Below are 26114 nucleotides of genomic sequence, written 5' to 3'. Positions count from 1 at the left end.
CAAATAAGACCCCCATAGACGAAGGTCTTGAAGTGTAACTTAATTCTGCTTTTCGTATGCTTGAATGATTCGCTGCACTAATGGGTGTCTTACAACATCTGTTTGACTTAAATGAATCATGGAGATTCCTTTAACATCTGTTAACATGTTTTCAGCTACTTGTAAGCCCGATTTCATCCCCTTTGGCAAATCAATTTGTGTAATATCACCAGTCACTACCATTTTGGACCCAAAACCAAGCCTTGTTAAAAACATCTTCATTTGTTCTGGAGTCGTATTCTGAGCTTCATCTAATATGACAAAAGCATCATCCAATGTTCTTCCTCGCATATATGCTAATGGTGCAATTTCAATTGTTTCTCTTTCAATTAACCTTAGTGTATGTTCCGCACCTAATACATCATGGAGAGCATCATATAGTGGTCGTAAATATGGATCGACTTTTTCCTTTAAGTCTCCAGGTAAAAAGCCAAGACTTTCTCCTGCTTCGACCGCAGGCCTTGTAAGAATAATCCTTTTTACTAGGCCGTTTTTCAATGCGTGAACAGCCATAACTACAGCTAAATACGTTTTGCCTGTACCAGCAGGACCAATGCCAAAGACTAAATCCTGAGATTTAATTGCTGAAATATATTTTTTCTGTCCTAGTGTTTTAACACGGATTGATTTTCCTTTTACATTTTTTGTAATTTCATCTTCAAATAATGTTTCAAATTGATCAATTTTTCCTTGTTTAGCTAAATCGATGGCATAAACAATATCTCGCTCAGCAATGGATAAGCCTTTACGAACTACTTTAATTAAAGTTAATAACACATCTTGTACGGTAGCTATATCTTCTTCATTCCCAGATACACTAACCTTCTCGCCCCGGGTAACAATGGAAACATGTAAGTTCTCTTCCATATGTTTTAAGTATTTATCATTGGTACCAAATAATTCCATTGCTTCATTTGGGCCAGCTATTTGTAAGTCAATTGTGTTAAGGTTTTCTGACATAATCAATCTCCTTGATTTATAGGTTGTGCTTTTACAATATCTTCTTCTACATTTATATACAAATCTAATTTAACTTTACCATTCTCAGTGGATTGTTGCAAAACTTTTTCTGATACAATCGTTGCTTCTGGTCCTATTTGTAATTGTAATTCTTGCTTAGCTTGCTTAATGCCTGTTTGAATTGCTTCTTCCTTTGTTCGTTCTAATTCTTGATACGTTTTTTCGCTCAATGTGGTTTCAATTATTTTAACTGGAAGTTCCCATTTGAAGAATTTGATGTTGTTGTCTATATTCTCACGATGAATGTGTTCATAATCTGGGCTACCAAATCCCCAAATTGGTAATTGAAAATCTCCGAAACCTACATAATATTTTTTCTCATGGTTTCCTGTAAGATGTTCATAATTTGCCTCTAACGGTACAGTGACAGAAATTTCATACCAAGTATTAGCAATAATCTCCCCTTCTGCTGCTACTACAATTGGTTTTGCCTTTTTCTTTTTAGAGTCTTTCCCCTCTGTAGTTGTATCTTCTGTTTCATTGAGTACTCCAGAGACTAAAATATCTCCTGGTTCTACATAGTCATTAACAGCTACCTTTGGTAATCCCTTTGAAACATACATATCTTTGATGACCCCTTTTTTCGTTGCCACTAAATGCCTCGGGCCAACAACTTCTTCTTCATTTACAACTATTTTTTCGACTCCTTCTAAGTAAAAGGTTGTCCCCTTTTTGTTCACACCTACCCATAGCAACTCAGGGATATCTTCTGCTAGCTTTTGTTGAATGACACCAGGTTTGTCCAATGTAAACAACCATGCTCCCGGATGAATCCCATAGCTTTTTAATTGCTTGTCTATCTTTTCTTCAATATCTTTTGGAACGCCAGCGATCTCGACCTTCCACAAAATATTTGATAGAAATAGAATTAATAAAATACTAATTATTGTTGCAGCTACAATCTCTCTCTTTCTAAATATTCTCTTTATTATAAATGGATAGCCTTTTTTATTGATAAATGAAATTTTATAATTCCTTTTTCGCTTTATCTTTTTAATCCTTTTTATATCACGTAACAATACATTGCCCTTACATTGTTCTGGGCTAACCTTTTGTACATTCCAAACTTGTACACCTTGATTCGAGCAATCCTGGAAAAATAGTTCTGGTCTGTTACCTTTTACTAATATTGTGACATAACCTGTTAGATAAGACCCTTGTACATGTTTCATAATTTCCTCCTACCTCACCTTGTTGGAATTTCCTAATTACTACAGTGGGAACTTTTCACATTTTTCTTCTGTCCCCACTGACCATACGTAATTAATCTGGAATAAACCTAACATCATTTATCGTACCTTCTAATAAAATCTCTTCAGGTAACATCGTTTTAAGTACAAAAGAAGAACCTGTTATTTGGACATAACCTTTAGTTGTCCTTAATTTTAATTCCTTATCTGTAAAAACGATTAACCCTTTATGATTTTCTATATATGCGTGAATTTGACCGATTAATGTAATTCTAGGTAGTTCTAGCACTACGTCGGAAGGAAGTGCAAAGTTATTAATTAACCAAGGGCGGATTCTTTGTTGTATTTTTTTCACGAATGCAGCCTCCTCTCACAATCATATTTATGAAGGTACAAAAGAGATAAGAACAATAACTTCTGTATAAAGTGAATACAAAAAAGCTGCACTTATGAGAAATTACATAAGTACAGCTTTTATATTACCTTTTGCGATCTGCAACAACACTACGGTATGGTTTTCGTGCCTTTGGTGGCCCTAAGACTTCAGCCATGATTACACTATTAGCTAAACCATCACGATGTAAGTTGTTTTTCATTCGCTTCTTAAAGTTAGCTTGTTTTTTATTTAACACATCTTTTTTATGCTTCTTCATTGGTTCAGACAAACTAGTTTTCTTAATCTCATCATTTGAGTATTCATTTAGAGATTGATCAACCGTTGTCCTCATTTGCCCAGCCAAACGTTCCATTTGTTGCTTCTGTTGGTCTTCAATAGAAATTGTTTGTACTGTAGACTCTCTTCTAGTCCTTTGGCTTTGCCCTCCCGATGGAGTTGGCGTTGGCCTAGGAGTAGATTGTGTTCTTGGTCTGACTGGTGGTTGTTGCTTTTTCTTTTCTTGCCCTTTATCTCCACCAAATAGTTTCGATAAAGCACTAAGAATAAGCATTAGAATTATTATTTCCATAATGGACCTCCTTGGTTAACGAAGGATTTATTGATCGTCATCAGACTCGTCTTTCGTTAATTTACCAATTGAATCACGCATATCAGTATCAGCATCAATGTTTTGGTAATTCATATAATCCATTACACCCATTTTTCCTGAACGTAGTGCTTCTGCAAGTGCTTGAGGAACTTCTGCTTCAGCTTCCACAACTTTAGCACGCATTTCTTGTACACGAGCAAGCATTTCTTGTTCTTGGGCAACAGCCATAGCACGACGTTCTTCTGCTTTAGCTTGAGCGATATTTTTATCAGCCTCAGCTTGATCAGTTTGTAGGATAGCTCCAATATTTTTACCGATATCAACGTCAGCAATATCAATCGAAAGAATTTCAAATGCAGTACCAGCATCTAATCCCTTTGCTAAAACTGTATGAGAAATTGAATCTGGGTTTTCTAACACTTTTGCGTGTGTGTCAGAACTACCAATTGTACTAACAACACCCTCACCAACACGTGCAATAATCGTTTCTTCACCAGCACCACCGACAAGGCGATCAATATTCGCACGTACGGTAATTCTTGCTTTTGCTTTTACTTCAATACCATCCATAGCAATACCAGCAATAAATGGTGTTTCAATAACTTCTGGGTTAACACTCATTTGAACAGCCTCTAGTACATCACGTCCAGCTAAGTCAATAGCAGCCGCTCTTTCAAAGCTTAATTCAATATTTGCACGGTGGGCTGCGATTAGAGCATTAACAACTCTATCTACGTTACCACCAGCTAAGTAGTGACTCTCCAGTTGGTTTGTAGACACATCTAATCCTGCTTTATGTGCCTTAATTAATGGGTTAATAACTCTGGAAGGTACAACCCTACGTAAACGCATACCGATTAGTTGTAAAATACCAACTCGTACCCCTGCAGCAAGTGCACTAATCCAGAGTGCAACCGGAATAAAAGTAAATAGTATTGCTATAGCAATAACAATGACCGCTACAATAATTAACGGTATAATTTGTTCAAAATCCATTTTACATTCCTCCTATAATTTATATATATATGAACCCTTTTAGGACCCTTATATTCCATTACAATTCTCTTACGACGATTCGTACGCCTTCTACTTTGACAATTTTAACAGGTTTATTCGCTTCAACAAAACCACCTTCAGAAACGATATCGATTCTTTCACCATCAAATTGTCCTACACCAGATGGTCTTAATTGAGTTACTGTGACTCCTTCTAACCCAATAAGGTCTAATCTATTTACTTGTGATACATAACCTAACTCAGTGGTTTCACGGTCTTTTAGAATTACATGTCGGAATACACCCTTATCCATGCCAATTCGTCTAAACAATATTACAGCAGCGACCACAGCTACAATAAAGGCAATAGCAATACTCATCGACATATGTCCTATATTAGCTCCTGCCATAAATAAAGAGCCAACTAAAGAACCGACACCGATAAACCCTAATATCCCACCTGGAACAAAGAACTCTGCGATAATGAGACCTATTCCAAGTAATAATAGAATAATTGCTTCCATTCCAGCTAGTCCGGCAATTAAGTGTCCATAGAAAAATAATCCTAATGACACTAATCCCATTGTACCAGGAACACCGAATCCTGGCGAATATAATTCAACAATCAATCCTAAACTAGCTACAGATAATAGAATTGGTATAACTACTGGATTTGTTAAAAATCTAGCTACATTTTCGGCAAAAGTAGGTTCTGTTTCCACTATAGTGGCTTCCGATAACCCTAACTCATGTAACAACTCTGTTCGATGTGAAACGGTACCTTCAGAGTAGCCAACCTCGATTGCATCATTTGGTGTTAATGTTAAAAACTCCCCTTCAGGAGCACCATACTCAGGTAAATCAATACTAGCATCTGCCATTGCTAATGCATATAACTTATCTCTACCTTTGGATTCTGCAGCACTTTCCATTTGTTTTAGCCAAAATGACTGTGCTTTTTTATCAGCAGCTGTTCCGTCAGAATTAATAATACCACTTGCTCCCATTCCGGCATGTGGATTCATATAAATATAGTCTGTATTCAAAGCAATATAAGAACCTGCTGATGCTGCTTGTTGAATAATATAAGATGTTACAGGAATGGATTGGTCCTGAAGCGCAGTAGCAATACCACCTGCTGCATCTACCCTTCCACCAGGAGTGTCAATTTCAAGAATAATATGATCTGCTCCTGCTTCTACTGCTTCATTTATTGCTCGTTTCATAAATGCTTCAAGGCCTCTTTCAACATCATTTTCAACAGGTATCACATAAACTAATTTCCCTGCTCCATCTTCTTGTGCATAAAGAGAGGAATTTAAAAAAGGAGATATCATTATAAATACTAATAAAAATAGTATGTATTTGGAATGAATTTTTCGATTCAAAAGTTTTTCACCTCCTTGTTATCATACTTTCTTATACGTAAAGATCTTCAAATAGTTTCATTTTATATGTAATTCTTTATTTAAATAGTACCATAAACTCTAAAAGTAGTGATATTGTAATCTACTTGAAAATGTTCTTGAATTCAATAGTATTTTGAGTAATATAAAAGGCCCTTGTAAAAACAAGGACCTGTTTGGGTAAGATTAATTTAAATGTTGTAAAACAAGTTTATTAATTTTAGAGCCGTCTGCCTTACCTTTTACTTTAGGCATAATTGCACTCATAACTTTACCCATATCTTTTTTTGATGATGCACCAATTTCTTGAATCGTCGCCTGAACAATCGCCGTCAGTTCATCATCGGATAGTTGTTTAGGCATATATTCTTGTAAAACACTGATTTCCAATTCAAGTTTCTCAACAAGATCTTCGCGTCCAGCTGAACTAAATTCTTGGAGGGAATCTTTTCGTTGTTTTAATTCTCTTGATAAAACCGTTAATTCTTCGTCTTCCGAAAGTTCGTCTTTACCAAGTTTAATCGATTCATTTTGAATGGAAGCTTTCACCATACGAATAACACTGAGGCGCTCTTTTTCTTTATTCTTCATTGCTTGTTTCATATCTTCGTTTAACTGAGTTAAAAGTGACATATTAAAGCACCTTCTTTAGTATTTACGCTTTCTAGCAGCTTCAGATTTCTTTTTACGACGAACGCTAGGTTTTTCATAGTGTTCACGCTTGCGATATTCTTGTAGCGTACCACTTTTTGATACACTACGCTTAAAGCGACGAAGAGCATCCTCAAGAGACTCGTTTTTACGAACGCGAGTTGTATTTGACATGCTAATTTCCCTCCCTCCGCAGCATAAAACAGATTGTACAGGCATATGTATAAATCACATGCCTTTTGTAATTATAATACAAACATTTCAGTAGGTCAACTCAATATTTGATTGATTAATAATCAGAAGTACCAGTTTGACCTTTAACAATTTCAATACCAGCACTAGCTCCGATTCTAGTTGCTCCAGCTTCGATCATATCTTGGGTAGATGCTAGATCTCGAACTCCACCAGAAGCTTTTACTCCCATTTCAGGCCCAACTGTTTTTCTCATCAATTTAATATCTTCAACAGTTGCTCCACCACCTGAGAATCCAGTTGACGTTTTAACAAAATCAGCACCTGCTTCTTTGGCTAATTGACAAGCAGTCACTTTTTCTTCGTCTGTTAATAGAGACGTTTCAATAATAACTTTTGTTAATGCACTACCTTTAGCTGCATTCACGACAGCTTCAATATCTTTTTTAACTAACTCAGTATTTCCAGACTTTAGCTCACCTACATTGATAACCATATCAACTTCTGTAGCACCATCTTTAATCGCTTGTTTCGTTTCAAATGCTTTTGTTTCAGTAGATGTAGCACCTAAAGGAAATCCAATTACAGTACAAACCTTTACGCTTGTATCTTTTAGTTCTTCGTAGCAATATGGAACCCAATGCGGATTAACACATACGGAAGCAAATTCATATTCCTTTGCTTCTGCTACTAACTTTTCGATTTTTTCCTTTGTAGTATTAGGCTTTAATTGCGTATGATCTATGTACTTAGCTAAATCCATACTCATTTTATACATCCTTTCTAATCTTATGATGATGTTCGTACTTCTTACCATATAATAGCATGTATGGAATAGAAAATCGAGAAACAATCATGTGTCAAAAACCAAATATGAGGTAACAACGAGAGAAAGGTAAAATATCAAGTGAGGTTGTGAAGAGTTTGGGAGTTCGGCCATTCATATAAATTTATGAATGACCGAGAAGACTAAAACTACTTGGACTACATATTACTATATGTTTCGGGATCACAAAGCATATCCTCTGTAACGTTGTCTTCCACCCTATGGTTATCAGGTGCAAAACCATTTTCTTCTAGTATTTTGTCTATCGTGCCATCTTCCTTTAATTCAGCTAGTTTTTCATTATAAGCATCTCTTAATTCTGTACTATCCTTATGAAACCCAGCCGCACCGTAAGTTGGCACTCCTTCTACATCTGGCTGTTCGAAGTCAGAAATAAATTCTAACTTCTCTGTGTTAGCAGATTCTAATGCTAGTTTAATTGTAACATCTGTTCCAGTTGTTACATCCGCTCTTCCTGATTCTACAGCAGAAATCATTTCTGGAATAGCAGCTAAACCTACAATCTGATTATCAGCCACTCCTTCAGATTTTAAAAATCCATTTTCCATTGCCCCAGCCATAGTGGCTATTTCAACGTCAGGATTATCTGCAATATCTTTGTAACTTTTCAATCCTAATGGGTTTCCCTTAGGTACAATTAGACCATATCCATATTTAAGTTCTGGCTCTGCAAAAATAACATTTTCACAACGGTCTGGATTGATTCCCATTCCAGCCGTAATTACATCAAATTTACCAGCATTAATACCAGGAATTAGTTGGCTATAATCAGCTAAATGTGATTCTACGTTATCAATACCCAATTCATGAAAAACAGCCTCAGCTATCTCTACAGCTGCCCCTTTCAATTCTCCATCTCTAATATAAGCATACGGTTTTTCGTTAGAAAGTCCAACAGTTACCTTTCCTTCTTCCTGTAATTTCACTAATAAGCTTTCCTCGCTACTTGAACTATTATCTGATCCACACGATGCTAATAGAAGTATGGAAATAGACAGAACTACTAATACAAATATTTTCTTCACAAGTTTTCCCCCTATGTAATATATGACTAATATATGACAAATTTTTAACACGTCTTAAATAATAGAAGAATTCAAAAGATTGGACAAACCACATAATATCGGATAATTATCTTAATAAACCTCTATAACCCAATTAGAGATAAATATAGAGTTAAATTGTAAATATACTAATAAATACTTCAATATACGAACGATTTACAATATTAGTAAAGCACCTTTTGAAAAAATAAAGGAATGGTTTTCCTCTTTAATTTCTGAGCGATCTCTGATTCAGATGTCGTACTTGTGCTGGAAGTGAAAGCGAACTATATCTCTGTAGCGAGGGTAATCATAAAGTGAAACTTCAATCAGTAGGGGGTTTTGGGCCTACAGGATGAGGTCAAGCAGACGTTGCCACCAAAAGTTTTTGGTGGGACGAGTAATCGCAAAAGAACTACGTGGAGATACCTCATTGCTTTTGTGCCGAGTAATCTCTGGCACAGGTACAGCAGTTTTAGTCTGTGTTCCTCTATCCCCCATTGATTGTTAGCACCACCAGGAGAGATCCGTAGGCCCCACTTATCCTCATTGACCATACCTCAGAGTCATCTCGTATAGGGTATTACTGCCCGTTACATGTGGAAAAAAAAGATCCGAACCATTCCATTACAGGAATAAGTACAGATCTTCATTATCTAAACCACTATATTAATATTAACCTAATCAGTTAAGCATTCATTTTTACTTCTGCGTGTGTAGCATGATCCATTATTCTCACAAACTGCCCCTCATTAATCGGGTAGCCTGCTTTAGTTATTTTTACTCGTACAATTTTACCTATCATATCTGGTGTACCTTTAAATTGCACTTTCAAGTAATTGTCTGTGTAACCGACAAGTAGATTTGGGTTATCTGAATCTTGTACATGCTCTTCAGGAATTACTTCAAGTACTTCATTTTCATTCGTTGAAGCGTATTCTTTTGCTAACTGATCAGATAAGGATATCATTTTTTGAACTCGTTCATTTTTAAGGTCTTCATCCACTTGGTTTTCCATCCGAGCAGCTGGAGTACCAGTTCTTCTTGAGAATGGGAAGACATGTAATTCAGAGTACCCTACTTTTTTCACAAAGTTATAGGTTTCCATAAATTCTTCATCAGTTTCCCCAGGGAATCCAACGATAACGTCAGATGTAATTGCTAGGTCTGGTAAAGCTTTACGTATTTTCTCCACTTTTTTGAAATAAAAGTCAGTGGAGTATTTTCTTCTCATTCGTCCCAATACTGTATCCGATCCAGATTGAAGTGGGATATGTAAGTGACGTACGATTTTTTCTGAGTTATCAAGAACTTCTATTACCTCATCCGTAATTTGGCTAGCCTCAATTGATGAGATACGAATACGCATTAAACCACTAACTTTTTCTTCAAGCTCTTTCAATAGCTTCGCAAAGTTATAGTCTTTCATATCTTCACCATATCCTGCTGTATGAATACCTGTTAATACAATCTCTTTATATCCAGCATCCACAAGTTTTTGTGCCTGTGCTACAACACTTTCCGGTTCTCTTGAACGAAGTAACCCTCTTGACCATGGAATGATACAAAAAGTACAGAAATTATTACAGCCCTCTTGAATTTTAAGAGAAGCACGAGTACGGTCAGTAAATTCAGGAACATCCATTTCTTCAAACACACGATTTTTCATGATGTTTTTTACTCCATTTACAGGCAAACGGGTTTCTTGATGCTCTTCTATGTATTCAATCATTCGTTTACGATCTTGCGTTCCTACAATAACGTCAACACCAGGAATCTCCATAATTTCACCAGGAGAAGTTTGTGCATAACACCCTGTTACACATACGACAGCTTCTGGGTTTTTACGTACTGCTCGTCGAATGACTTGTCTACTTTTTTTATCCCCAGAGTTTGTAACCGTACACGTATTTATAACATAAACATCTGCATCATGATCAAAATCAACTCGTTCATATCCTTGGTCCATGAACATTCGCCATATACCTTCTGTTTCGTAATGATTTACTTTACAACCTAATGTATGAAATGCAACTGTTGGCATTTTAACACCCCAATTCTTCTAAATGATAAGAAATACTTGATAAAACATAAAGTGAAGCGGTTTCCGTTCGTAAAATTCTAGGCCCTAATCGAACTGGAAGAAATCCGTTGTCTCTTAATTTCCCCACTTCATTTTCGGAAAAGCCCCCTTCAGGACCAATACATACTAATATCCGTTTACCTGATGAAAGCCCTTGTACAACATTACCAAATGAATTGTATGTAGATGTTTTTGCTTCTTCTTCATAAGGAAAAATTTTAACATCATAATAATCGCTTTCTTTAATTAGTTCAGTTAAATTCATCACCGGCTTAATAACCGGTATTTGATTGCGATGGCTTTGCTCACTAGCTTCTTTTACAATTTTTGAATAGCGTTGGAGTTTTTTGTCAGCCTTTTTCTTATCCCATTTTACGATAGAACGTTCTGCTTGATACGGGATAAATTGATTAGCACCTAATTCTGTGCCTTTTTGCAACACTAAATCAAATTTATCACCTTTAGGAAGTCCTTGGGCAATAGTAACTTCAACAGGTAATTCAACTGTTCCGTCAAGCCACTCTTTAATTACTGCCTGAACTGTTCGATCCTCTATATGAACAATTTCACATATAGACGCTTTCCCTTCAGGATGATTAGCAATAATGTTATCCCCTACTTGAAACCGCATAACACGAACAATATGGTGGGCATCATCTCCATCGATGATCACCTCATTTTCTTTCCAATTCGTATGAGGAACAAAATATCTCTGCAAAAATTCCACCTACTTTTTCTGTGCAACAATGGAAACCCAATCATTCAGTTCATTTGTTTCAATGATCTGAAAGCCTTGAGATTCTAATGAATTTATTACCGTTTGCTTTTTAGATTGGATGATGCCTGATGTTATAAAATAACCGTCTTGTTTTAAGTTTTTCCAAGCATCATCAATAAAACGTACAATGATTTCTGCCAAAATGTTCGATACTACTACATCTACTTGCCTATCAATTCCATTAAGTAAATTATTCTGTTTTGCTGCGATTTTGTCTTCTACATCATTGGTTTGTGCATTTTGCTTCGTGCTTTCTACAGCAATTTCATCTAAATCAAAAGCATGAACTTCTTTTGCTCCTAGTAGAACTGAAGCAATACTAAGTACTCCTGAACCACAACCAACATCGATCACTTCGTCGTTTTCATTAAGGAATTTCTCAAGTGCTTGGATACTCAATATCGTCGTTGGATGTGTACCTGTACCAAAAGCCATCCCAGGATCTAACTCGATTACAACTTCATTCTCATTTTCTGGTTTATATTCTTCCCACGTTGGTGTAATTGTAATCTTATCGGATATTTTAATAGGCTTATAATATTTTTTCCAAGCCGTTGCCCACTCTTCTTCACGTACTTCTGTTAACGTTACTTTGTTAGCACCTATATTAATATCATGATCGATAAGACTAGTAACTGCTTCTTTAATCTCAGCCACCGTTTCAGCCAAAGTGCTATTAGCTGGTAAGTATGCTTTAATATAAACACCTTCATCTGGGTAGTCTGCAGCATCTAACTCAAATATTTCACCATATAGTGCGTCACGGTCGATTATCAAGTCAAGTGGGTCTTCAATGACGACGCCACTTGCACCTGCTTCATGAAGGATATTCGAGATAGGTTCTACAGCTTCATTTGTTGAATGAATACAAATTTCTGACCAATTCATCTTTTCCACTCATTTCATATGAACTTTGTACAACAGAGGCTGGGACATAAGTGTTTTAGTTAAAGTAAAATCCGAACTTTATTCATGATTTAGATTTTTTATAAAATGTAAATGTAGTGTAATCTCTGCCGCTTCAGAAATACACTTCGCTTTCCGCGGGCGGCTGGTGAGCCTCCTCGTGCTATCGCACTGTGGGGTCTCACCGATGCCTTTGCTCCCGCCGGAGTCTACGTGTATTTCTTACGCTAGTGTGTATTCTTAGACAATAAGAATTATGGTTCTACTGCAATATCACTAGTTGATTGGAGCGGAGGGCAGTCGACTCCTTGAAAATGCATTTCCATTTGCATTTTCTGCGTGCGATGCTCCTTTGACTGACGTAGCCTTCCTTGTCCTGCGGGAACAGCACGTGACCGAAGACCCCACTTGATGCACCTGCGTCTTCTAGTAACACAAGGGAGTATCGTTCCTCGGTGCAAGGCAGCACTGGAGCATATTCATGTTGTTGCCTGGCTGAGGCCGTGCCCGCGGCAAAGAAGACACTGTGAAATCGACCGAAGGAAGATTGAACAGATGTCGCACTTGTGCTGGAAGTGAAAGCGACTGTCCGCAGTGCAAATCAACCAAGCAGTTACATCGGAATTGAATAATTCATTTAAAAATAGATTTCACCTAAAGACTAACATTCTAACTACCTTCATGGTAATTGTACGACTTTGGATTATAGAGATTAAGTTATGTTCCAGCCCTCTATGTGTATGACTTTTTTATTAATCGGACTTTTTCAGCAGCCTCGCTATCGCACTGTGTGGTCTCACCGATGCCTTTGCTCCCACAGGACTAGAAAGGCTTCGAAAGCTTATACATCGCACGAACGAAATTGTTCTTTATTTCCGAGGAGTCTACGTATATTACCTCCGCTGAGCTAGCAATTTGTTCATCTTTGGTAATGACTTTTTTGTTATGTCCCAGCTTCGTTATTCACCTTTAAAGGCTTTTTTAAACTTTTGGAAAATGGATTCATCTTGCTCATCCATAGAAATACTTCCTCCACCAAGTTCATTCAATTCGCGTAATAATTCTTTTTGACGTTCATTTAATTTTGTTGGAGTTACGATTCGTACTTTAACATGTTGGTCCCCATGGCCATATCCTCTGACATTCGGAGCACCTTTACCTTTTAATCGGAATATTTTACCTGTTTGTGTTCCTGCTGGGATCTTAAGTTTTACTTTTCCATGAACCGTTGGAACCTCAACTTCGTCACCTAAAGCTGCTTGTGCGAAAGTTAATGGTAATTCACAGTAGATATTATCTCCATCACGTTCAAAAAACTCATGATCTCGTACTTGAATCACAACATATAAATCACCTGCAGGACCACCATTTACTCCTGGCTCTCCTTTTCCAGAGACACGAATTTGTTGGCCTTCATCAATACCAGCAGGAATCGAAATATGGATCTTTTTATTCTTTTTAACCTTACCAGCACCACGGCAAGTCGTACATTTATCAGGGATCTCTTTCCCAGATCCGCTACAATAATGACACACTCGCTTATTAACGACTCTACCAAATGGTGTATTTTGTTCTTGATTTAATTGCCCTGTTCCATGACAATGAGAACATGTTTTTGTTTTTGTTCCAGGTTTAGCTCCTGAACCATGGCACGTATCACAGCTTTCTTCTTTCGGTACAGTAATATCTGTTTCTTTTCCAAAAATCGCCTCTTCAAAATCTAAGACCATCGTATACTGTAGGTCTGCACCTTGTTGTGGAGCGTTCGGGTCACGACGTCGACCTCCACCACCGAAAAACATATCAAAAATATCACCAAAACCACCGAAGTCTTCAGCACCACCGAAGCCACCAAAGCCTTGATTTGCGCCTGCATGGCCAAATTGGTCATATTGAGCACGTTTTTGATCATTGTTTAGTGTTTCATATGCTTCTTTTACTTCTTTAAATTTATCTGCAGCATCTGCTTCCTTATTTACATCTGGATGATATTTCCTAGCAAGTTTTCGATATGCTTTTTTAATTTCTTCTTTAGAAGCACTTTTTTCTAGACCTAGCACTTCATAGTAATCACGCTTACTCACTGTACATCACTCTCCCGCTTACACTTCTGCATAAATTTTATCTTATCACTTCTTATCCGTTCCTAGCAACTGTTAGAAAATTACGTAGTATAATTATAATTAGTGGTTTTACTACATAGTTACAAACTCTTTAGAGGTTGCAATTAAGTTAAAAAAGTCAAAGCCAAGATGGTCCTGACTTTGACTTTTTAACACTTTTTTCATCATTTAGATGCTAGTCATCATGTGGTAATTAGATTATTTCTTGCTTTCTTCATCATCCACTTCAGAATAATCAGCATCGACAACATCATCATCTGTATTTTGACCTTCTTGAGCTTCTCCAGCTTGTTGTTGCTGTTGTGCCATTTGCTCATATAGTTTTACAGATAATTGTTGAACTTGCTCTTCAAGAGCTTCTTTCTTTGCTTTAATGTCTTCAAGATTATCGGATTCCAAAGCAGTTTTTAATTCATCTTTAGCAGCTTCTGCTTTTTGTTTTTCATCATCAGAAACTTTATCACCAAGATCTTTAATTGTTTTATCCGTAGTGAAGATTAGTTGGTCTGCTTCATTGCGTAAATCTACTTCTTCACGACGTTTTTTGTCTGCTTCTGCATTTTCTTCTGCTTCTCTTACCATTTTATCTACTTCTTCATCTGATAAACCTGAAGAAGATTTAATAGTAATAGACTGTTCTTTATTTGTACCCATATCTTTTGCACGAACATTAACGATTCCATTCGCATCAATGTCAAAGGATACTTCAATTTGTGGTACTCCTCTTGGTGCTGGTGGGATATCGGTTAATTGGAAACGTCCAAGTGTTTTATTATCCGCAGCCATTTCTCTTTCACCTTGTAACACATGAATGTCAACTGCTGTTTGATTATCTGCAGCTGTTGAGAATACTTGTGAATGACTAGTAGGAATTGTCGTATTTCGTTCAATCAATTTAGTAAATACTGAACCCATTGTTTCAATACCTAATGATAGAGGTGTTACGTCTAATAATAGAACGTCTTTTACGTCTCCTTGTAGTACTCCACCTTGAATTGCTGCACCTAGTGCTACAACTTCATCAGGGTTTACTCCTTTAGAAGGATCTTTTCCAGTTTCACGTTTAATTGCTTCTTGAACAGCTGGAATACGAGTTGATCCACCTACTAGGATTACTTTATCAATTTCACTAGCGCTTAATCCTGCATCAGAAAGAGCTTTACGAGTAGGTACCATTGTACGCTCTACTAGGTCTGAAGATAGTTCTTCAAATTTAGCACGAGTTAAGTTCATTTCAAGATGCAATGGTCCACCTTCACCAGCAGTGATGAACGGTAATGAAATTTGAGTTTGTGTTACACCTGATAAATCTTTTTTCGCTTTTTCAGCAGCATCTTTCAAACGTTGTACCGCCATTTTATCTTTAGATAAGTCGATTCCATTTTCTTTTTTGAATTCAGCTACTAGATGATCAATAATCACTTCATCAAAGTCATCTCCACCTAGACGGTTGTCTCCAGCAGTAGCAATAACTTCAAATGTACCATCACCAATATCTAGAATCGATACATCAAATGTACCACCACCAAGGTCGTAAACTAGAATTGTTTGGTCTTGGTCATCTTTATCAATACCATATGCTAATGCTGCAGCAGTTGGCTCATTAATAATACGTTCCACTTCTAGTCCTGCAATTTTACCAGCATCTTTAGTAGCTTGACGTTCTGCATCATTGAAGTATGCAGGAACTGTAATTACTGCTTTCTCTACTTTTTCACCGATGTAATCTTCAGCATAAGATTTAATGTGCTGTAAAATAATCGCAGAAACTTCTTGTGGCGTAAATTCTTTTCCATCAATTTCTACTTTATAGTCTGTACCCATATGGCGTTTTACAGATTGGATCGTATCAGGGTTTGTAATTGCTTGACGTTTAGCAACTTCCCCTACTTGTCTTTCACCATTTTTAAAAGCTACAACAGAAGGAGTTGTACGGTTACCTTCTGGGTTTGGGATAACAACCGCTTCTCCACCTTCCATTACTGATACACATGAGTTTGTTGTACCTAAGTCAATTCCGATAATTTTACTCATAATCTACTTCCTCCTACTACATTAAAATTCGATTTAATTATTTGTTTACTTTAACCATTGCTGGTCGAATTACGCGATCCTTTAATAGGTATCCTTTTTGTAGTTCTTCTACTATGATATTTGAATCTTTGTCTTCCTCTTCTACTTGCATAACTGCATGGTGGTAATTAGGGTCGAATTCTTTATCAACCGTTTCAATCACTTCCACACCTTGAGAGGAAAGGGCAGCTATTAGTTGGTTATAAACCATTGTAATACCCTCTACTAGATTCTTATTTGTATCATCAACTTCGACTTGTAATGCTCTTTCAAAATTATCAATTGCCGGTAGCAATTCATTTACAAGGTCTTGTGATTTATATTTTCTGTCCGCCTCTTTTTCTTTTTGAGTTCGTTTTTTAAAGTTATCAAACTCTGCTTGTTGACGGAGTAATCTCTGATAAGCATCATCTTTTTCTTTTTGAAGTTGTTCTACTTCTTGTTTCAACGTATTAAATTCATCCTCATTTACAGAAGTATCATTATTATCCTCTAGTTCCACTTCTGGCTTATCGTCTGCATCTATAATTTCTTGGTCATTTTCTTCCTCAGATGTTTGAATATCTTTTTCTTCCACTGATTTGCCACCTCCATAATTCAAAAAAGAACAAACATACCATTAATAAGGTATCATTCTAGCCATTGCTTTTATACCACAGATAAAGGGCTTCTGTCATTTCATTTGATAATGCATTAAGCAATGTAATAACTTTGCGATATTCCATTCGCGTTGGTCCTAGTAATGCAATAGTTCCCATCTGTTCATCACCTAACTGGTAGGATGCTGTAATCAGACTAAAGTCTTTAATGGCGTCTACATTATTTTCGTGACCAATTTTTACTTTTATTCCATTTTGTGTATTTTTAAGAAGATTAATTACCTCATGTTCGTTTTCCATCATGGAATAAAAGGAACGAATCTTCTCAACATCCTTAAATTCAGGCTGCATAAGCATATTTGATTTACCGCCTATATACAATTTGGCAGGTTGTTCATCAAAAAATGCCGACTTTAAGTATTCGTACGATTTTTCAAAGTCATTAACATATTTTCTCATTAATGAAACTACTTCATTATTTAATACATCTGGCAGATGGATAAGGGACACACCTTTTAAGCGTTCATTTAAGATATTTACCATCTTCTCTAAATCTGAAGACTGAATAGCATCAGGTATTGAGAATGAACGATGTTCTACATGCCCTGTGTCAGTAATTAAAATTGCAACAGCAGTATGTTGTGTTAATGGAACAATCTGCAATTGCTTAAGTTTCGTCTCATAAATTTCAGGACCTAAAATAATCGACGTGTACGTTGTTAAATCTGACAAGATCTCTGCAGATTTCTGTACAAGTGTCTCAAACTCGACAAAACCATCCTGAATAATATGCTTTACGACATTTAAATTACTTTCTTGTATCGTTGGTGCTATCACCTGATCAACATAATAGCGGTATCCCTTCTCAGAAGGAACGCGCCCAGATGATGAGTGGGTCTTTTCCAAATAGCCCATATCCTCTAAATCTGCCATCACATTTCGAATGGTTGCCGCACTATAAGGGATTTCTTCCTTTTTCGAAATGGCACGTGAACCAACTGGATGAGCAGTTTCGATAAAATCATCAATAATGACTTGTAAAATCAATAATTGCCTATCCGTTAACATGATGACCACCTCTGTTAGCACTCTATCCTCTTGAGTGCTAATACTAATAATAAATTATCAAATCCTAATTTCTTTGTCAATTGACTTGTTTAAAATCAAAATCTTCTAATAAAAATTGTTCAAATACTTCATTCCCAAACAATACGCCTTCATCCGTTAAATGAATATGATCATCTTTAGCTATTAACCATTTTTTGTTAACAAGTTGTGTAATGGTATCTTTATATAATTTCTCATAAGAAAACCCAAACTTATTAATGAATTCATTTTTATTTACTCCTGATAACTTGCGTAGTCCTAAGAATAATTCTTCCTCTATTCGTTCTTTTAATCCAATTTCATCTATGTTAAGAATTGGTTTTCCGTCAGCCATTGCTTTCTTGATATACGCAGGTAATGGTCGGATATTTATCGTTCTTTCACCTGGTAAGTATCCACTTGCACCAGCACCAAACCCATAATAATATTCATTATTCCAGTACGTTAAGTTGTGTTTACTTTCGTATCCTGGTTTTGCAAAGTTACTAATTTCATAACGTTGTATCCCATTTCTGGCCATTGAATCTTTAAGTAATTCATACATTTTCACTTCTTCCTCTTGTTGAGGGCGATGCAATTTTCCTTTTTTATGTCTATTGTAGAAAATTGTTTTAGGTTCTATTTGTAAGGAATAAGAGGAGTAATGCGGTAAGTCAAAGGACAATGCTTCATCAACTGTTTTTTGGAAATGTTCAACTGTTTGATGTGGCAATGAATAGATTAAATCGATACTAATATTAAAGAAACCATGTTTTTTCAATAAATCAATTGTTCGATATACATCAGAAACCTTATGCAGTCTCCCTAAGTCTTTCAACATGGTATCATCGAATACTTGCACACCTAATGAAATACGATTGACTCCAAATTCTCTAAGTATCTTAATTTTTTCTTCGTCAAAGTCTCCTGGGTTTGCCTCAATCGTAAATTCTTCACAATTGTCTACATCAAATTTCTCATTGATTACTTCTAGTAGAGTTTTTAATTGCGTTACGTTTAGTGCGGTAGGCGTGCCTCCACCAATAAAAATTGTTTTCATTTTCTTTTTTGTTCCATCGACATTCACTCTAATTTCATTTGCTAATGCTTCTAAATAACTATTTGCCAATTTTTCATCATAGAAAAATTTAGTGAAATCACAATAATGACAAATTTGCTGACAAAAAGGGATGTGAATATATGCTGATTGTATCAAAGGATCATCTCCTAATTATTAAAGTAGTAACACGATAAAAAAGAAAAGGAAAAACTTTTCAAAGAAAGTTCCTCCCATTTCTTTTCTCAGTATAAAAAGTATTGATGATTAGCACTAGCAGCTGTGCTTGACTTAATCATCATTCATTTGTAAAACAGCCATGAAGGCTTCTTGTGGGACTTCAACGGATCCAACCATCTTCATCCGTTTCTTACCTTCTTTTTGTTTTTCTAATAGCTTACGTTTACGTGAAATATCTCCACCATAACATTTAGCGAGAACGTTTTTACGAATCGCTTTAATAGTTGAACGAGCTACAATTTTATTACCAATAGCTGCTTGAACAGGTACTTCGAATTGTTGTCTAGGAATTAAATCTTTTAGTTTATCAACAATTTGTTTACCTCGTTCATATGAAAAATCACGGTGAACGATAAATGATAATGCATCAATGGTATCACCGTTCAGTAATATATCCATCTTAACAAGCATCGAAGCTTGATATCCTATTAATTCATAATCGAAGGATGCGTACCCTTTCGTTTGGGACTTTAATTGATCAAAAAAGTCATAAACTATTTCAGATAATGGTATATGATAAATTACGTTTACACGAATATCATCTAGGTATTCCATATCGATAAATTGGCCACGTTTTTTCTGAGATATCTCCATTACAGCACCAACAAATTCATTTGGTACCATGATGGTTGCTTTAACAAATGGCTCACGAACTTCTTGAATTTGTTGTGGATCAGGCATGAACGATGGATTATCAATCGTTACAGTTTCCCCGTCTGTTTGTTCCACTTCATAAATAACACTTGGTGCTGTAGTAATTAGATCGATTTTGAACTCTCTCTCGATTCTTTCTTGGATGATTTCCATATGAAGCAAACCTAGAAAACCACAACGGAACCCAAATCCTAGTGCTTGTGAAGTTTCTGGCTCATATTGTAAAGAAGAGTCATTTAACTCAAGTCTTTCTAGCGCTTCTCTAAGGTCATTATAGTTATTTGAATCAACAGGATAAAGTCCACAGAAAACCATTGGATTAAGTCTTCGGTACCCTGGTAAAGCCTCTTCTGCTACACGATTAGCTAATGTAATTGTATCCCCAACACGAGAATCAGAAACATTTTTTATGGAAGCCGTTAGATATCCTACCTCACCTACCGTTAACTCTTGTTTACTAACTGGTTTCGGTGTGAACACCCCTAACTCATTTACTTCAAATTCTTTTCCTGTTGCCATCATTTTTATCTTATCGCCAACTTTAACAGAACCCTCTTTAATGCATACATAGGCAACAACACCTTTGTACGAGTCATACAACGAATCAAAGATTAATGCTTTTAATGGCTCTTCAGGTTCACCGGCTGGAGCAGGAATCGCTTCAGTTATACGTTCTAAGATCTCATCAATTCCAATATTGGATTTTGCAGACGCTAAAATTACATCGTCTGGGTCAATACCAATAACTTCTTCTAACTCTTTTTTTACACGTTCTGGCTCAGCGCTAGGCAAGTCTATCTTATTAATAACAGGGATGATTTCTAAATCATTATCCATTGCTAAATAAACATTGGCCAAAGTTTGTGCTTCAATTCCTTGCGCTGCATCAACAACCAAAATCGCACCTTCACATGCAGCAAGACTTCTTGATACTTCATATGTAAAATCGACATGTCCAGGGGTATCAATTAAATGAAAAATAAAGTCTTCCCCACTTTTACTGGTGTATTGTAATTGGACAGCATTTAATTTAATCGTAATTCCTCGTTCACGTTCCAAATCCATCGCATCGAGGGTTTGTTCTTTCAATTCTCGTTGTGTTAAAGCTTTTGTATTTTCTAGAATACGGTCAGCTAGTGTTGATTTTCCATGATCAATATGTGCAATAATAGAAAAATTACGTACGTTATCTTGTTTTTTCACCATACGTGATGCTCACTCCTACTTCCTTTTTGTACATTTAGTATATGTTCAAAAGGAAAAAATTCTCTACAACGTTCTATGTTTTATCAAGTCAATTAAACGATTCTTTTAATTGACAATAACTAGGATGATTATAGCAGTAGAGACCAATTGTTTCAAGAATTTAGAAAAGCGCAAGCGCCAGGTTAGAAACCTATGGACTGGGATTGTGCCTGAGGTTACTCGGTACAAAAGCAATGAAGTCTCTCCACGTAGCTTTTTCCTTCGATGCTTTGGCGAGACCCAATAGGTAAACAAGAACACCTCTCGATTACCCTAGCTACCATTTTGATATCGCTACCGGCATCGAGAACAACTCTCGATTACCCTAGCAACGCTTTCGACTTCGCTACGGGCATCGAGAAGTCATCTCAATTAAATTTTTGCGCTTTGCTTACTCCCTTTAGTGAGTCGGCAAATAACAAGTCCAACCAAAATAATAGAGAGAATTTATATGTTCTATCGCAGTGGAAAAAACCTCTTTTTATAGGACATCCGTAAATGTTTTCACTTTTTGAACATGAACATCTAAACGTGCTATCAACGGGATTTTACTAGATTTAGCCTTCTTAGTGACTTTAACATTAGAAAAACAACTGAGACAGCTCATAAAGGATACCGACAATCAAGTTATAGAATCCTTTTACAGCAGCCTCTAGTACGGAGGCCGCTTTTTGTGTAACACCCGCTGGACCTTCTAATTCTACAGGTTGTATGTTATCCTCACTGACGTTATCATCAGCATCAGCTGAAGTGTCTACTTCTACCGAAGATTCCTCTGGTGATTTTTCTTCACTACTTTGTTCCGGTATCTCAACTGCAGCTACTTGTTCCTCTGTTTTGGGTGAAACAGAAACTTCTTCTTTTTGATTCATCCCAAACACGGTGCCCCCAAGAAAAAAGACAGCTAACAATAGCACCACTACGATAAAACGCATAATTAGTCATCCTTTCTAATTTCCACTAACTTCCTGAGCATCTTTCCAATAATAGTCACTAAACACTTCTGCTAAGGCATCTGCTGACCGGTACAGTTCCTCCAAACTATTATGAACTCCACCAAACTCTATTAAAATGGCATTTTCGTGTAAATCTTGATTATATACTCCATTATTGCCAGGTCCCCCTTGCGGCAATACATCTCGACTAAGCCCTGGATACTTTTCTTCCAATTTTTCATGTAATTCTTTAGCTAAATTCCAATTTTTATCATTCGAAGCAAAATCACTACCTACCACAAATTGAACTTTCGCATACGGTTGCCCATTAATTACCGTTGTTGTTTTATCTCTAGATAATGCATCGCGGTGTAAATCAAAAACATATTTAATATCTTGATTCGAAGCAAAGGCTTCTTGGACAATGGTTCTAGATGAGTCATAGGACTGCCAATATTCCCACCCTTTTTCATTCAAAATGCTCATATTATCCGTTTCATCTACCTGAGTTCCGATCCCGTGTGATTCTAATGATTCTGCAAGATAATCACTAACTTTAGTAATATTAACCTCATTGTGATGAGCAGAATTGACGTCTGTCTCATCTGGCAAATGTGGAAGGAAAGACTCATAATTATGCGTATTATAAATGAAAACAACCTTCTTATCTCCAGTAGTAAGTCCATCCGGTTGCTTTTGCTCATCACCTTCATCACCTGAATCTTCTGCGTCTTCTGGGTCTTCAAAAATCGCTTCACGTTCACGTAGTATTTCTTCCAAAGGTGGAGATGACTCAACTGGTGTGCCATACGAGTGACCTTGTCCAGTAACTAATAAATATCTTTCGTAAATAGATAGACCTGGTAATTCATTGCCTAACAAGCTTCTCGGATCATTTGGTTTAATACTAGCAGCTAATTGTAAAAATCCAGATGAAATACTTGGTAATTCTTCATTTGGATAAGCATCACGCAATGCCTTGTTTTCCATCCCTAACAAATATAGAAAAGTGGAACTCTTCACCTCATTCGTCCAATTTGTGATTGTATCAGTTGATAACTTAAAGGTACTTGAAATAGACGTAAAAACCCCAATCGAACCAAAAAGAAGTAGAATACATAAAACATATAATCCTACTCTTTTTATGATTGGGGATATAGTAGTATTCTGATAAAATCGTTTGTTCAAGCCCATTTGTTCCACCTCTTTTTATACTCTATGTTTTAACATATGTGTTAAATAGAAGAGGTAGAACTAAATCTTTTAAATTTACTAGAGTTCCTATTTTTATCTTGAGTACGATGCAAAATTGTCTACATTGACCGATTCATGTAATGCTGCATTAATTCCATTTGCAATCACATGAGACATATCAACCATAAACCCATCAACTTCTTTTGGCGTAACCATAAGATTATGCCCAATTGGGGTTAGTACTTCACTGATTAGTGATCTTTTTTCTTCTTCAGTTAAATTACCTACCATTCCTAAGAACGTTTGACGTTGATTTTCATCTGGTAGATCTTCCTCCGTGAATTTCTTCCCTCCAAATGATAAACTAGCTGGAGCTAATGCTTTAGATGGGCGATCTTTTTCACGAAATTCTCTACCAAAATGTTTTAATATAAAATCGATTGTATCACTAGTAATTGTTACTGCATCGACTACTGTCGGAACGCCAATAGCAAATACCGGAACTCCTAATGATTTCTCACTAATCTCTTTTCGCTTATTCCCAACACCAGACCCAGGATGAATCCCAGTATCAGATAACTGAATCGTTTCATTAACTCTCTCAATTGATCTCGAAGCTAATGCATCAATTGCGATAACAAAATCAGGCTGATGCTTCTCTACGATACCGAAGATAATATTGCTAGTTTCAATCCCTGTAACTCCCATCACTCCTGGAGTCACTGAGGCAACGGAACGGTATCCCTCTGACACTGATTCATGCTCTAACTTGAATAAATGACTTGTAACTAATACCTTTTCAGCAGTCATCGGGCCTAGAGCATCTGGAGTTACATTCCAATTCCCTAACCCCACTATTAAACCCGTTCCATCTTTAGGAATCTTATTTTTTTCTAAAAGAAATTCTAATTCATGCGCAAGTATTTTAGCAGCATTTTCTTGTCTTGTCGTATCTTGCCGTTTCACACCATCTGCATATATGGTAACGTAATTCCCAGGCTTCTTTCCGATTAACTCTGCGCCTTCTTCATCAATTTCTACATAAGAAATTTTAATTTCATCTTGTTCGCGTTCTTTTACTGTAACACCTTTTATTTCTGATTCTTTTTTTTCTTCTTTTTCAACATACATATCTCTAGCTTCTACAGCTAAATCAGTTCGTACCTGAAAAGTTTCTTCTTCATGATTATTTTTCTCCATACGAAACCTACCTTTCATCTAATTAATGCTGTATTTTTATATCGTTTGCATTTTCATTAAAATCATACAAATTTACGCTTTTCTATGAGCGAAACTAACAAACCTATTGAAATCATCGCCCAGCTTTGGTAAAATGTCTCTTGTTCGAATTAAATGGAACAACTGTATGTTTCGTTTAGGAGGTGAAACAATGGCTAATATTAAATCTGCAATTAAACGTGTTGATGTTAACAATAAAAAACGCGCTCAAAACCAATCTGTTAAATCAGAAATGCGTACACAAATAAAGCAAGTTGAATCATTTATTGAAGCTAATGATGTTGAAAACGCAAAATCTGCATTAAAATTAACAATTAAAAAGATTGACAAAGCAGTTCAAAAAGGACTAATCCATAAGAACAATGGTGATCGTCAAAAAGCACGATTATCTAGAAAAGTTAATAACTTAGCGTAATAATAAAAACGATCCCTATTTTATAAGGATCGTTTTTATTATGCTTCATTACGAATTAACTGATAGAGCAATAATTCAAAGGCAAGTTCTTTATCCATTTTTCCTTGTTTAATTTGACGGTCAGCATTTGCTAAATGTTGAATAATCATCTTCAATCGTTCTAGCGAAAATTTACTTTCTCTAGTTAAGGCTACTTTCACTACATATGGATGAACACCAAGTTGTTTTTGCATTTGAAATTGACTGTACCCTTTTGATTTTAATAGTTTTATTCGTAATATATTTCGAAATTGAAAGGCTAAAAGTGCAATTAGTGCAATAGGTTCTTCTTTCATCTTTTCCAAATCTTTGTAGATTGAAATCGCTTTTTGCAAATTCCCTTCTATGACGGTATCAACTAATCTCAAGGCTGAACTGTTGACCGTATGTGAAATCAAGTCTTCTGCTATTTCTTTCGTCACAACTCCATTTTCTCCTACATACATTGCTAATTTTGCTAATTCATTTTCTAATAAGTTCAAGTTTGTTGATAGTTCTGTCTCTAACGTTTCATATGCTGCTTTGTCAATCTGAATATTAAGTTGGTCCGCCATATTTTTTATCCAATTATCAAGTTCATACTCTTTGATTGGATTGCACTCGGCAACAGTAGCATGCTTTTTAAGCTGCTTGATCACTTTTTTCCGTTCATCTATTTTTTCATAAGGAGCAATTAAGACAAGTACTGAAAAATCTACTGGATTTTCTATGTATCGAACTAGTGAATCTAAATCATGTTCAAATGCCAACTTGTCCGGTTTTGCTTTTAAAAAAACTGGATTATTCGCTATTATTAGTTTGGTATCACCAAAAAATGGATATGTTTCAGCATCACTAATGACCTCTTGGATAGGAATTTCGGTAAGATCATAAGTGGCGTAATTTTCGGAGTCTATCGATAATTTTTTCTCTATTTCATCTTTTATTTTTTGGATAAAATATACTTCTGTTCCATATAATAAGAAAACATGAGGCATCTGTTTCTTTTTCAGCTGTTTCATGACGTCCATATAAGACATGCTACTCACTCCAATAGTCATTTACTATACTACATAATGTTAAAGTGAATACGCACGAAT

Annotated in this window: 24 protein-coding genes; 1 reads left to right on the top strand and 23 read right to left on the bottom strand. The window is 36.1% G+C overall.

Annotated features, from left to right (window positions below; translation table 11 throughout):
* Positions 1-39: 39 nt before the first annotated feature.
* From BUB12_RS03140 to gpr, 22 genes are all read right to left on the bottom strand, one after another.
* Positions 40-999, bottom strand: a complete 960-nt coding sequence (locus BUB12_RS03140; RefSeq protein ID WP_072887919.1) for a PhoH family protein — start codon at positions 997-999, stop codon at positions 40-42.
* 2 nt (positions 1000-1001) lie between these two features.
* Entirely contained in the window at positions 1002-2231 is a 1230-nt protein-coding gene (gene yqfD, locus BUB12_RS03135; RefSeq protein WP_072887917.1) for a sporulation protein YqfD, read from the bottom strand.
* Positions 2232-2322: 91 nt separating this feature from the next.
* On the bottom strand, positions 2323-2604 hold the full coding sequence (gene yqfC / locus BUB12_RS03130; RefSeq protein ID WP_072887904.1) for a sporulation protein YqfC: 282 nt from the start codon (positions 2602-2604) through the stop codon (positions 2323-2325).
* 124 nt (positions 2605-2728) lie between these two features.
* Positions 2729-3214, bottom strand: a complete 486-nt coding sequence (locus BUB12_RS03125; protein ID WP_072887902.1) for a hypothetical protein — start codon at positions 3212-3214, stop codon at positions 2729-2731.
* A gap of 27 nt (positions 3215-3241) precedes the next feature.
* On the bottom strand, positions 3242-4231 hold the full coding sequence (gene floA, locus BUB12_RS03120; RefSeq protein ID WP_072887900.1) for a flotillin-like protein FloA: 990 nt from the start codon (positions 4229-4231) through the stop codon (positions 3242-3244).
* Between the two features lie 58 nt (positions 4232-4289).
* Complete coding sequence (locus tag BUB12_RS03115; protein ID WP_072887969.1) at positions 4290-5567, bottom strand: NfeD family protein; 1278 nt, start codon at positions 5565-5567, stop codon at positions 4290-4292.
* Positions 5568-5822: 255 nt separating this feature from the next.
* Positions 5823-6269, bottom strand: a complete 447-nt coding sequence (locus BUB12_RS03110) for a GatB/YqeY domain-containing protein (protein WP_072887898.1) — start codon at positions 6267-6269, stop codon at positions 5823-5825.
* A 15-nt stretch (positions 6270-6284) separates the two neighbouring features.
* Entirely contained in the window at positions 6285-6461 is a 177-nt protein-coding gene (gene rpsU / locus BUB12_RS03105) for a 30S ribosomal protein S21 (RefSeq protein ID WP_072887896.1), read from the bottom strand.
* 115 nt (positions 6462-6576) lie between these two features.
* On the bottom strand, positions 6577-7248 hold the full coding sequence (deoC, locus tag BUB12_RS03100; RefSeq protein ID WP_072887894.1) for a deoxyribose-phosphate aldolase: 672 nt from the start codon (positions 7246-7248) through the stop codon (positions 6577-6579).
* 215 nt (positions 7249-7463) lie between these two features.
* Positions 7464-8351: an ectoine/hydroxyectoine ABC transporter substrate-binding protein EhuB gene (ehuB, locus tag BUB12_RS03095; protein WP_072887892.1), complete on the bottom strand. Its 888-nt coding sequence runs from the start codon at positions 8349-8351 to the stop codon at positions 7464-7466.
* A 706-nt stretch (positions 8352-9057) separates the two neighbouring features.
* Positions 9058-10413 (bottom strand): tRNA (N(6)-L-threonylcarbamoyladenosine(37)-C(2))-methylthiotransferase MtaB, encoded by a 1356-nt coding sequence (mtaB, locus tag BUB12_RS03090; protein ID WP_072887890.1) that lies wholly within the window; start codon positions 10411-10413, stop codon positions 9058-9060.
* Position 10414: 1 nt separating this feature from the next.
* Entirely contained in the window at positions 10415-11170 is a 756-nt protein-coding gene (locus tag BUB12_RS03085) for a 16S rRNA (uracil(1498)-N(3))-methyltransferase (RefSeq protein ID WP_072887888.1), read from the bottom strand.
* A 9-nt stretch (positions 11171-11179) separates the two neighbouring features.
* Positions 11180-12118, bottom strand: a complete 939-nt coding sequence (gene prmA / locus BUB12_RS03080) for a 50S ribosomal protein L11 methyltransferase (RefSeq protein WP_072887886.1) — start codon at positions 12116-12118, stop codon at positions 11180-11182.
* Between the two features lie 977 nt (positions 12119-13095).
* Positions 13096-14220 (bottom strand): molecular chaperone DnaJ, encoded by a 1125-nt coding sequence (gene dnaJ, locus BUB12_RS03075; protein ID WP_072887885.1) that lies wholly within the window; start codon positions 14218-14220, stop codon positions 13096-13098.
* Positions 14221-14457: 237 nt separating this feature from the next.
* Positions 14458-16293 carry a molecular chaperone DnaK gene (gene dnaK / locus BUB12_RS03070; RefSeq protein ID WP_072887883.1) on the bottom strand — a complete coding sequence of 612 codons (1836 nt, stop codon included), beginning with the start codon at positions 16291-16293 and terminating at the stop codon, positions 14458-14460.
* 37 nt (positions 16294-16330) lie between these two features.
* On the bottom strand, positions 16331-16909 hold the full coding sequence (gene grpE / locus BUB12_RS03065; RefSeq protein WP_072887882.1) for a nucleotide exchange factor GrpE: 579 nt from the start codon (positions 16907-16909) through the stop codon (positions 16331-16333).
* A gap of 58 nt (positions 16910-16967) precedes the next feature.
* Positions 16968-17999, bottom strand: a complete 1032-nt coding sequence (hrcA, locus tag BUB12_RS03060) for a heat-inducible transcriptional repressor HrcA (RefSeq protein WP_072887880.1) — start codon at positions 17997-17999, stop codon at positions 16968-16970.
* 76 nt (positions 18000-18075) lie between these two features.
* Positions 18076-19233 carry a radical SAM family heme chaperone HemW gene (hemW, locus tag BUB12_RS03055; protein ID WP_072887878.1) on the bottom strand — a complete coding sequence of 386 codons (1158 nt, stop codon included), beginning with the start codon at positions 19231-19233 and terminating at the stop codon, positions 18076-18078.
* Positions 19234-19365: 132 nt separating this feature from the next.
* A complete protein-coding gene (lepA, locus tag BUB12_RS03050) occupies positions 19366-21174 on the bottom strand; it encodes a translation elongation factor 4 (RefSeq protein ID WP_072887876.1) in 1809 nt (602 codons plus the stop codon).
* Positions 21175-21794: 620 nt separating this feature from the next.
* Positions 21795-22148, bottom strand: a complete 354-nt coding sequence (locus tag BUB12_RS03045; protein ID WP_072887874.1) for a hypothetical protein — start codon at positions 22146-22148, stop codon at positions 21795-21797.
* Positions 22149-22163: 15 nt separating this feature from the next.
* Positions 22164-23342, bottom strand: coding sequence for a stage II sporulation protein P (gene spoIIP, locus BUB12_RS03040; RefSeq protein WP_072887872.1), 1179 nt, complete (start codon positions 23340-23342; stop codon positions 22164-22166).
* Between the two features lie 93 nt (positions 23343-23435).
* Entirely contained in the window at positions 23436-24542 is a 1107-nt protein-coding gene (gene gpr / locus BUB12_RS03035) for a GPR endopeptidase (RefSeq protein ID WP_072887871.1), read from the bottom strand.
* 190 nt (positions 24543-24732) lie between these two features.
* Between gpr and rpsT the strand changes: the two genes are divergently transcribed.
* A complete protein-coding gene (rpsT, locus tag BUB12_RS03030; protein WP_072887869.1) occupies positions 24733-24996 on the top strand; it encodes a 30S ribosomal protein S20 in 264 nt (87 codons plus the stop codon).
* A 38-nt stretch (positions 24997-25034) separates the two neighbouring features.
* Here the strand turns inward: rpsT and holA are convergent, their stop codons facing one another.
* Positions 25035-26054: a DNA polymerase III subunit delta gene (gene holA / locus BUB12_RS03025; protein WP_072887867.1), complete on the bottom strand. Its 1020-nt coding sequence runs from the start codon at positions 26052-26054 to the stop codon at positions 25035-25037.
* Between the last annotated feature and the right edge of the window lie 60 nt (positions 26055-26114).

It is taken from the genome of Ornithinibacillus halophilus (assembly GCF_900129485.1).
Taxonomy (GTDB): Bacteria; Bacillota; Bacilli; order Bacillales; family Amphibacillaceae; genus Ornithinibacillus; species Ornithinibacillus halophilus.
Note: the sequence above shows the minus strand (reverse complement) of the source record. Positions and strands in the feature narration are given on the sequence as shown.

What these genes read in the sequence shown, in the direction of transcription:
- mtaB (WP_072887890.1), bottom strand. Translation starts at nt 10,413, where the DNA reads ATGCCAACAGTTGCATTTCATACATTAGGTTGTAAAGTAAATCATTAC.
- prmA (WP_072887886.1), bottom strand. Translation starts at nt 12,118, where the DNA reads ATGAATTGGTCAGAAATTTGTATTCATTCAACAAATGAAGCTGTAGAA.
- dnaK (WP_072887883.1), bottom strand. Translation starts at nt 16,293, where the DNA reads ATGAGTAAAATTATCGGAATTGACTTAGGTACAACAAACTCATGTGTA.
- gpr (WP_072887871.1), bottom strand. Translation starts at nt 24,542, where the DNA reads ATGGAGAAAAATAATCATGAAGAAGAAACTTTTCAGGTACGAACTGAT.
- spoIIP (WP_072887872.1), bottom strand. Translation starts at nt 23,342, where the DNA reads ATGGGCTTGAACAAACGATTTTATCAGAATACTACTATATCCCCAATC.
- holA (WP_072887867.1), bottom strand. Translation starts at nt 26,054, where the DNA reads ATGTCTTATATGGACGTCATGAAACAGCTGAAAAAGAAACAGATGCCT.
- rpsU (WP_072887896.1), bottom strand. Translation starts at nt 6,461, where the DNA reads ATGTCAAATACAACTCGCGTTCGTAAAAACGAGTCTCTTGAGGATGCT.
- BUB12_RS03125 (WP_072887902.1), bottom strand. Translation starts at nt 3,214, where the DNA reads ATGGAAATAATAATTCTAATGCTTATTCTTAGTGCTTTATCGAAACTA.
- floA (WP_072887900.1), bottom strand. Translation starts at nt 4,231, where the DNA reads ATGGATTTTGAACAAATTATACCGTTAATTATTGTAGCGGTCATTGTT.
- BUB12_RS03115 (WP_072887969.1), bottom strand. Translation starts at nt 5,567, where the DNA reads ATGATATCTCCTTTTTTAAATTCCTCTCTTTATGCACAAGAAGATGGA.
- BUB12_RS03045 (WP_072887874.1), bottom strand. Translation starts at nt 22,148, where the DNA reads ATGCGTTTTATCGTAGTGGTGCTATTGTTAGCTGTCTTTTTTCTTGGG.
- BUB12_RS03140 (WP_072887919.1), bottom strand. Translation starts at nt 999, where the DNA reads ATGTCAGAAAACCTTAACACAATTGACTTACAAATAGCTGGCCCAAAT.
- hrcA (WP_072887880.1), bottom strand. Translation starts at nt 17,999, where the DNA reads ATGTTAACGGATAGGCAATTATTGATTTTACAAGTCATTATTGATGAT.
- BUB12_RS03110 (WP_072887898.1), bottom strand. Translation starts at nt 6,269, where the DNA reads ATGTCACTTTTAACTCAGTTAAACGAAGATATGAAACAAGCAATGAAG.
- lepA (WP_072887876.1), bottom strand. Translation starts at nt 21,174, where the DNA reads ATGGTGAAAAAACAAGATAACGTACGTAATTTTTCTATTATTGCACAT.
- rpsT (WP_072887869.1), top strand. Translation starts at nt 24,733, where the DNA reads ATGGCTAATATTAAATCTGCAATTAAACGTGTTGATGTTAACAATAAA.
- yqfD (WP_072887917.1), bottom strand. Translation starts at nt 2,231, where the DNA reads ATGAAACATGTACAAGGGTCTTATCTAACAGGTTATGTCACAATATTA.
- deoC (WP_072887894.1), bottom strand. Translation starts at nt 7,248, where the DNA reads ATGAGTATGGATTTAGCTAAGTACATAGATCATACGCAATTAAAGCCT.